This window comes from Paracoccus marcusii, from assembly GCF_006151785.1.
In the GTDB taxonomy this organism is placed as follows: Bacteria; Pseudomonadota; Alphaproteobacteria; order Rhodobacterales; family Rhodobacteraceae; genus Paracoccus; species Paracoccus marcusii.
The window spans coordinates 26,989-33,537 of record NZ_VDDD01000024.1 but is presented as its reverse complement, the minus strand read 5'-3'; the positions used below and the strand labels follow the sequence as shown (position 1 = coordinate 33,537).

Genomic DNA, 6,549 nt, shown 5'->3' with positions numbered 1-6,549 from the left:
CCGGTCTCGGCCAGCAGCCAGCGCGCGATGGCCCAGGCCAGCGTCGCCTTTCCGACCCCGCGCGGCCCGGTCAGCAGCCAGGCGTGATGCAGCCGGTCGCCCTGCGCGGCCTGCAGGAACGCCGCCGCAGCCGCGTCCTGGCCGATCACGCGCGTCGCGTGACGCGGATGGGGTGCGCCCGGAACCCGGTCGGGTTCGGGGATGTCGGCTGCCTCGGTCTTCACAACGCGGCCATGATGCGGGCGGACACGTCCGCGGCGCTGCCTCTGCCGTCGATCAGCCGGACGCGGTCGGGATATTCGGCGGCCAGCGCGCGAAAGCCCGTGGCCAGCCGCTGCTGGAAGGCCAGCCCCAGGCTTTCAAAGCGGTCCTCGGCCCCGCCGCGCGCAGTGCCGCGGGCAAGCCCCGTTTCTGGGTCGATGTCGATGACGAATGTCCGGTCCGGCTCGACCCCGATCATCAGCGCGTGCAGCCGGTCCACCATGTCCCGCAGGTCGCCCCGCGCCGCACCCTGATAGACGCGGGTGCTGTCGGCGAACCGGTCGGTCACGACGACCTGCCCGGCCTGCAGCGCGGGTCGGATCGTGCGTTCCAGATGATCGCGCCGGGCGGCGGTGAACAGCAGGCATTCCGTCTCGGGCGACCAGCGTTCGCCCGACCCCTCGACCAGCAGGCGGCGGATCTCCTCGGCGCCGGGGCTGCCGCCGGGCTCTCGGGTCAGCACGACCTCGCGGCCCTGCGCCCGCAGCGCGTCGGCCAGCAGGCGGGACTGGGTGGACTTGCCGCAGCCGTCGATTCCTTCCAGGCTGATCAGCATCAGCCGGTGACGGCGGTGATGGCACGCTGGCCAAGCTGCATCACGGCCCCCTTCATGCGGCCCACCAGCCCGGCTTCGGGGACGTCCTGCGTGGCGATCAGGGGCGTGACGGTGTCGCGCGTGCCGGGGATGGTCACCACCAACTGGCCAAGGCGGTCCCCTCGCGCGATGGGCGCGGGGACGGGGGAATCGTAGACCACCTCGACCTTGACCTGGTCCTGGACGCCGGCGGGAACCAGGACGTTGACGCCGTTCTGGGTGGTCAGGCCGACCCTCGACACGGTGCCCAGCCAGACGGGGGCCTGCGCCACGTCCTCTCCGGCGGGGACCAGGGTGCGCATGCTGAATTCGCGGAATGCCCAGTTGACCAGGCGTTCGGATTCCTCGGCCCGGGCACGGTCGCTTGTCAGGCCGGTGATGACGAAGATGATGCGACGCCCGTCCTGGATGGCCGACCCGACCAGGCCGTATCCGGCCTCCTGGGTGTGGCCTGTCTTCAGCCCGTCGGCGGTCCATTCGCCCGTGCCGATGGACAGCAGCGGGTTGCGGTTGCCTGCATTCGACGGCACGCGGCCCTTGTAGTTGAACGAGGTCATGGCGAAGTTCGGATAGAGATCCGGGAATTCCGTGATGATGTAGGTGGCCAGCAGACCCAGATCCTCCATCGACATGCGATGTCCCGGGTCGGGCCAGCCGGAGGCATTCGTCAGCGTCGTGTGTGTCAGTCCCAGCTGCGCCGCGCGTTCGTTCATCTGGCGGGCAAAGGCCTCTTCGGTCCCGGCCAGGCCCTCGGCCACGACGACGCAGGCGTCGTTGCCGGAATTGATGATGATGCCGTGGATCAGATCCTCGACCGAGGGGCGGTCGGCTGGTTCCACGAACATCTTGGACCCGCCCATGCGCCAGGCCTTCTCGGACACCGGAAAGGTCGTGTCCATGCTCACGCGCCCATCGCGCAGCGCCTCGAACAGCATGGTTAGGGTCATCAGCTTGGACATCGAGGCCGGGGGAAGCGGCGTCTCGGCGTTCTTCTCCATCAGCACGGTGCCGGTCTGGACGTCATAGACCCACGCGGCCGATGCTGTCGTGTCAAAGGCCCTGGCGGGGGCCGTCATGGCCAGCACGGCCGCCACCCAGATCAGGAATCCGCGCATGATAAGTCCCCCTAGGTTGTTTTCCATGATGGTTACATCAACCCAATCCGCCCCGCAACGCGCCATGGCCGGGGCGGGGCAATCGTGATCAGTTTCCCGTGGCCTCGCGCCAGTGCCTGCGGCAGAGCGAGACATAGGTCTCGTTCCCGCCAACCTGCACCTGCGCGCCCTCGGTGATCGCCTGTCCCGCCTCGTTGCGGCGGATGACCATGGTGGCCTTCTTGCCGCAGTGACAGATGGTGCGCACCTCGCGCATGTCGTCGGCCAGCGCCAGCAGGGCAGCGGATCCCGGAAACAGCATGCCCCGGAAATCGACTCGCAGCCCATAGCACATGACCGGAATGCCCAGGTCGTCGGCCACGCGGGCCAGCTGCCAGACCTGGTCCGCGGTCAGGAACTGCGCCTCGTCGACGAACACGCAGGCGGGGCGTGGCGCAGTCTGCGCCACCAGCGTCAGCAGGTCGGACGCGCTGTCAAAGGACAGCGCCTCGTCGGCGATGCCGATCCGGCTGGCGATGCGCCCCTTGCCGGCGCGGTCGTCCAGCGCCGCGGTCAGCAGCAGCGTCTCCATCCCGCGTTCGCGATAGTTGTAGGACGCCTGAAGCAGCAGCGTGCTCTTGCCCGCGTTCATCGTCGAATAGTTGAAATACAGCTTTGCCATGGTGCCCGGCCCATACCCGCGCGCATCACGCGCGACAAGCGAAAGCCGCCGGAGATTGCGCCCCGGCGGCCTGTTCGTTGTCCAGATACAGATTCCGCCTTGCGGCAGGGATCAGGCGGTGCGGCTCTTGGGCGCGCGCGACGGGCGGCGTGCCGGACGCTTGTGGGCGCCCCCGTCCATCGGCTTGCCACGTCCGCGCTGTGCGCCGCCGGCAGGACCCGCCGCTGCGGCCGCGGCAGCCGAGGGCACGTCGCCGCCGATCACCGGAATGGCGTTCTTCATCGCCTTCTCGATGGCGCGCAGCTCTCCCAATTCGGCAGGCGAGCAGAAGGCCACGGCGCGACCGTCACGGCCCGCACGCGCCGTCCGGCCGATGCGGTGGACATAGTTCTCGGGGACGTTCGGCAGGTCGTAGTTGTAGACATGCGCGACCTCGGGGATGTCCAGGCCGCGGGCGGCCACGTCGGTGGCGACCAGCACCTTGGTCTCTCCCTTGCGGAAGGCCTCCAGCGCACGCTCGCGCTGGCCCTGGCTCTTGTTGCCGTGGATCGCGGCGACCGCGAAGCCCCACTTTTCCAGCAGCTTGGCCAGCTTTTCGCAGCCGTGCTTGGTGCGGCCGAAGACCATCGCCAGCTCGTTGGTGTGCTTGGACATGTATTCGGCCAGCAGCGTGGCCTTGTCGCCCTGGCTGACGAAGTGGACACCCTGCTCGATCTTCTTGGCGGCCTGGCCCGGCGGGTTGACGGCGACCTTGACCGGGTTGGTCAGGTAGGTATCCGACAGTTCCGACATCAGCTTGGGCATGGTGGCCGAGAACATCAGCGTCTGGCGTTCACGTGGCAGCATCCGCGCGATCTTGCGCAGCGTGTGGATGAAGCCGATGTCCAGCATCTGGTCAGCCTCGTCCAGCACCAGATAGGTGGTGGCCTCCAGGCTGATCGCGCGACGCTCGATCAGGTCCATCAGGCGGCCAGGCGTCGCGATCAGAACGTCCACGCCGCGCGACAGCCGCTCGGTCTGGGTGTTGATCGAGGCGCCGCCCACGACGCGGAACGACCGGATCGGCGTCCCCTCGGCATAGGCGTCGATGTTCGTCGCGATCTGGGTGGCCAGTTCGCGGGTCGGTGCCAAAATCAGCGCGCGGCAGGTCTTGGGGTCGGGCTTCTTCCCATAGTTGATCAGGCGGGTCAGCATCGGCAGGCCGAAGGCCGCCGTCTTGCCGGTGCCGGTCTGGGCCAGGCCCAGCACGTCGCGGCCCTGCACGATGGCAGGGATGCCCTGTTCCTGGATCGGGGTGGGCGTGGTCAGGCCCATCGCGATGATGTTGGCGTTGATGCGATGGTCGATCCCCATATCCGCAAAGGGACCGGTGATGACGGGTTCGCGGGCGGGGGCGCGGCGGCCTTCGTTGGCCTGGATCGGCGGGCGGGCGGGGGTGGACTTGCCGCCACGGTTGGGGCGGCGGCGGGTGTTGTTCTGTTCCATCAGGATCTTTCGTCCCTTCCGTCCCCCGTATCGGACGCAAAGGCAGGGGCCCCGCGCAGGGCGCGGCCAGTGGCAGGGGTGCAGGCGCGATACGAGGATGCCTGCTGCCTCCCCGCGTGAATGGGAAACTGGATTGGGTGTCGGCGTCATCGGGCAGGGGCCCAAGGCTGCTCACGCGGCAGCGGACGGCGATGGGGGTCAGATGGGCGGAAATGACGTGAAAGTCAAGCCCCGTCAGGCACGGCCCTGGATGGTCAGGCGCGGTCGGCGCTGTCCATCCAGATCGTCACCGGCCCGTCATTGACCAAAGCCACCTGCATGTCCGCGCCAAAGCGCCCGGTTTCGGTGGCGACCCCCAGGTCGCGCAGCGCCTGAGCGAAGCGTTCGTACAGGCGCCGGCCATCGTCGGGCGCGGCGGCCGAGGAGAAGCCGGGGCGGTTGCCGCTGCGGGTGTCGGCGGCCAAGGTGAACTGGCTGACGACCAGCGCCGTGCCGCCCGTGTCCAGCACCGACCGGTTCATCCGCCCCTGATCGTCGCGGAAGATGCGCAACCGCGCTACCCGCCCGGCCAGCGCCGCGGCGGTCGCGTCGTCGTCGCCCTGCATGGCGCAGGCCAGGATCAGCAGGCCCGGCCCCGTCTGCCCCACGATCTGGGCGTCGACGGTGACGCGGGCTTCGGTGACGCGCTGGATCAGGACCCTCATCGTCGGGTCACCGGGCCAGCACGATGCCGATCACGACCATCATCAGGCCGATGACCGATGCCGCCAGCGCACCCATGTTCACGGCCAGCACGCCGCGCATCTTCTCGCGCAGCGCCGCGTCGTCCAAGCCCCGCGCGCGGGCGCGGCTGACGGTCCAGATGCACCAGACAAGGGCGCCCAGCCCGATCAGGGTCAGGGCCGCGCCGCTCCAGATGATCCAGTCGAACAGGGTCATGGTCGTCTCCTTGCGCAAAGCGGGGTTTCGCGACCGTCCCCTAGCGGCGATTGCACCCCGCAACAAGACCGCCTAACACCCGGTGCAAACGCGCAAGAAGGGACGAATCCGATGCAGGACGATCAAGCCTATGGGGTGGCCGCGGACGAGCTGCGCCAGTTCATCGAACAGTTCGAGCAGCTTGAGGCCGAAAAGAAGGACATCGCCGAACGCCAGAAAGAGGTGATGGCCGAGGCCAAGGCCCGCGGATACGACACCAAGGTGATGAAGCAGATCATCGCCCTGCGCCGCCGCGACAAGGACGACATCGCCGAGGAAGAGGCGATCCTGGATATGTACAAGGCTGCCCTGGGCATGGTCTGACGCACCCGTCCCGGGGCCGCCCGCGCGGCCCTAGGGCAGGATGAACTCGACGCCCGGCAGGACCGCAATCTCGGCCACGTCGGCGCGATAGTTTTCGGTCACCTGATCGACCAGCTCCTGCGTCCAGCCCGGCAGGTCGACGGTCTGCTCCAGCACCTCGGGCAGGGCATGGGCGGCCAGGACGTCGGAATAGATCTGGCGGCGCTGCGCGACATTGGTCTGGTCGCGGCCCGCCATTGCGGCGCGCAGTTTCTCCATCCCGGATGGGCCCAGCAGGTCGAACATGTAGGGCATGTTTCCCGCCAGCGGCACGCCGTCGGGCAATGCGCCGATCAGCCGCACCACCTCGGGCCAGATCAGCGGCACATCCTCGTGGCACCACAGGACCAGGCGGCGGCCCTGAACCGATCGGACCAGCTTCTGGATGGCCAGCCGCCAGCGCAGCTGCAGCGGGTGGTTGCCCTGCATCAGGTCGTCATAGCCGCCGCCGCTGAACTGGGGCAGGACCTCGGCCAGCAGGGTGGCTGGATTGCGCATCGCCAAAAAGAACTCGGTCCGCGCCGACGGGAACAGCCGCGACAGCGCGGCCGCGCGCATGCCGATCTGCGGATAGAGCCCGTCGCGCCCCACGGCCCGGCCCGGCGCACCCATGAAGGTCGAGGTGGACATCACGATCCGCTTTGGATCGTCGCTTTCCAGCATCGCGTCCATCATGATCTGTTCCATCTCGGGCGTGGCCGTGCCGCCGTTCAGCGATGCCAGCGCCTCGTCGAACAGCCCACGGTGGCGGTTCGGGGTGACCACCTCGGTGCCGATGCCCTGCAGGGCGGCGCGGTTGTTCAGCAGCGTCTTGAGCAGGCGGTCGCGGTCGGTGCCGTGCACCCCCAGGTGGAAAACCATCTGCATCTGAACTGTCCCGTCTTTTCTTGGCCTTGCGGCGGGCAAGCCCACCCTGGTTGTGGCGCGCAGATTAACCGTCCGGCGTGGACAGTCAAACCGCTTTGGCATATCGCCCTTGGGCATGACCCGGACAGCCCCAGAACCGACCCGCAGCCGCCGTCACGATCATGCCCTGCGCCAGGGGGGCGGACGCGGATGGTCGGTCGCCGCGGTCCTGGTCGCGGGGCTGG

Annotated in this window: 9 protein-coding genes; 1 reads left to right on the top strand and 8 read right to left on the bottom strand. The window is 68.5% G+C overall.

Annotated features, from left to right (window positions below; all coding sequences use genetic code 11):
* The 7 genes from FHD68_RS05970 to FHD68_RS05940 all read right to left on the bottom strand — a co-directional run.
* Positions 1-224: ATP-binding protein (locus FHD68_RS05970; protein ID WP_482811965.1), on the bottom strand; the 224-nt coding region annotated here is incomplete at its 3' end.
* Positions 221-817 (bottom strand): dTMP kinase, encoded by a 597-nt coding sequence (tmk, locus tag FHD68_RS05965; RefSeq protein WP_127898680.1) that lies wholly within the window; start codon positions 815-817, stop codon positions 221-223. The genes FHD68_RS05970 and tmk, both read right to left, overlap by 4 nt.
* Positions 817-1,971: a D-alanyl-D-alanine carboxypeptidase family protein gene (locus FHD68_RS05960; RefSeq protein ID WP_127898679.1), complete on the bottom strand. Its 1,155-nt coding sequence runs from the start codon at positions 1,969-1,971 to the stop codon at positions 817-819. Before FHD68_RS05960 ends, tmk begins: the two co-directional genes overlap by 1 nt.
* Positions 1,972-2,059: 88 nt before the next feature.
* On the bottom strand, positions 2,060-2,632 hold the full coding sequence (locus tag FHD68_RS05955; RefSeq protein WP_127898678.1) for a thymidine kinase: 573 nt from the start codon (positions 2,630-2,632) through the stop codon (positions 2,060-2,062).
* A 111-nt stretch (positions 2,633-2,743) separates the two neighbouring features.
* A complete protein-coding gene (locus FHD68_RS05950; RefSeq protein ID WP_045981350.1) occupies positions 2,744-3,985 on the bottom strand; it encodes a DEAD/DEAH box helicase in 1,242 nt (413 codons plus the stop codon).
* Between the two features lie 386 nt (positions 3,986-4,371).
* Complete coding sequence (gene dtd / locus FHD68_RS05945; RefSeq protein ID WP_127898677.1) at positions 4,372-4,821, bottom strand: D-aminoacyl-tRNA deacylase; 450 nt, start codon at positions 4,819-4,821, stop codon at positions 4,372-4,374.
* A gap of 7 nt (positions 4,822-4,828) precedes the next feature.
* Positions 4,829-5,056: a hypothetical protein gene (locus FHD68_RS05940; RefSeq protein ID WP_045981291.1), complete on the bottom strand. Its 228-nt coding sequence runs from the start codon at positions 5,054-5,056 to the stop codon at positions 4,829-4,831.
* Between the two features lie 111 nt (positions 5,057-5,167).
* On the opposite strand from FHD68_RS05940, the gene FHD68_RS05935 reads away from it, so the two are divergent.
* The gene (locus FHD68_RS05935) at positions 5,168-5,419 is read left to right on the top strand and encodes a DUF2312 domain-containing protein (protein WP_042248738.1); all 252 of its coding nucleotides are present in this window, start codon (positions 5,168-5,170) and stop codon (positions 5,417-5,419) included.
* Between the two features lie 30 nt (positions 5,420-5,449).
* Here FHD68_RS05935 and FHD68_RS05930 read toward each other — a convergent pair whose 3' ends face one another.
* Positions 5,450-6,325 carry a hypothetical protein gene (locus FHD68_RS05930; RefSeq protein WP_045981290.1) on the bottom strand — a complete coding sequence of 292 codons (876 nt, stop codon included), beginning with the start codon at positions 6,323-6,325 and terminating at the stop codon, positions 5,450-5,452.
* Positions 6,326-6,549: the final 224 nt, after the last annotated feature.

What these genes read in the sequence shown, in the direction of transcription:
- tmk (WP_127898680.1), bottom strand. Translation starts at nt 817, where the DNA reads ATGCTGATCAGCCTGGAAGGAATCGACGGCTGCGGCAAGTCCACCCAG.
- FHD68_RS05960 (WP_127898679.1), bottom strand. Translation starts at nt 1,971, where the DNA reads ATGCGCGGATTCCTGATCTGGGTGGCGGCCGTGCTGGCCATGACGGCC.
- FHD68_RS05955 (WP_127898678.1), bottom strand. Translation starts at nt 2,632, where the DNA reads ATGGCAAAGCTGTATTTCAACTATTCGACGATGAACGCGGGCAAGAGC.
- FHD68_RS05950 (WP_045981350.1), bottom strand. Translation starts at nt 3,985, where the DNA reads ATGGGGATCGACCATCGCATCAACGCCAACATCATCGCGATGGGCCTG.
- dtd (WP_127898677.1), bottom strand. Translation starts at nt 4,821, where the DNA reads ATGAGGGTCCTGATCCAGCGCGTCACCGAAGCCCGCGTCACCGTCGAC.
- FHD68_RS05940 (WP_045981291.1), bottom strand. Translation starts at nt 5,056, where the DNA reads ATGACCCTGTTCGACTGGATCATCTGGAGCGGCGCGGCCCTGACCCTG.
- FHD68_RS05935 (WP_042248738.1), top strand. Translation starts at nt 5,168, where the DNA reads ATGCAGGACGATCAAGCCTATGGGGTGGCCGCGGACGAGCTGCGCCAG.
- FHD68_RS05930 (WP_045981290.1), bottom strand. Translation starts at nt 6,325, where the DNA reads ATGCAGATGGTTTTCCACCTGGGGGTGCACGGCACCGACCGCGACCGC.